Source organism: Methylobacterium sp. E-046, assembly GCF_022829625.1.
Classification (GTDB): domain Bacteria; phylum Pseudomonadota; class Alphaproteobacteria; order Rhizobiales; family Beijerinckiaceae; genus Methylobacterium; species Methylobacterium longum.
In genome coordinates, this window is the sequence record NZ_JAKSYP010000123.1 from 1 (window position 1) to 384 (window position 384).

Annotated in this window: 1 protein-coding gene; it reads right to left on the reverse strand. The window is 66.9% G+C overall.

Annotation, left to right across the window (positions count from 1 at the left end):
• On the reverse strand, nt 1–384 hold a 384-nt coding region (locus MKK82_RS11355), incomplete at both ends, for a helix-turn-helix domain-containing protein (RefSeq protein ID WP_409566791.1).

The window sequence follows — 384 nt, forward strand, 5'->3', positions numbered from 1 at the left end:
AGCGTGGCGGCCATCTTGACGATGGAGAGCACGCTGGCGCGGGTGGTCGCGTCGTCGATGCCGGTGAACGCCAACACCAGCTCCATCACCTGCGGATCCTCGAGGAACGTCCGCGCCCCCGGCTCCTCGTCACCCCCCGACGACGGTGCCACGAAAAACGTCTCCACCGGCACGTGCAGAACGTCGGCAATCGCCTGGAGACGCCCCGCGCCGATCCGGTTGCGCCCCTTCTCGTACTTCTGCACCTGCTGAAAGCTCACGCCCAGCGCGTGACCCAGGGCGGTCTGGCTCAGCCCCTGTGCCTTGCGTAGGCTCGCCACAAGACCACCGATCGTGCGGTCCGCATCCGTCGTGAGCTTCGGACTGTTGGCCATCGTCATGTCG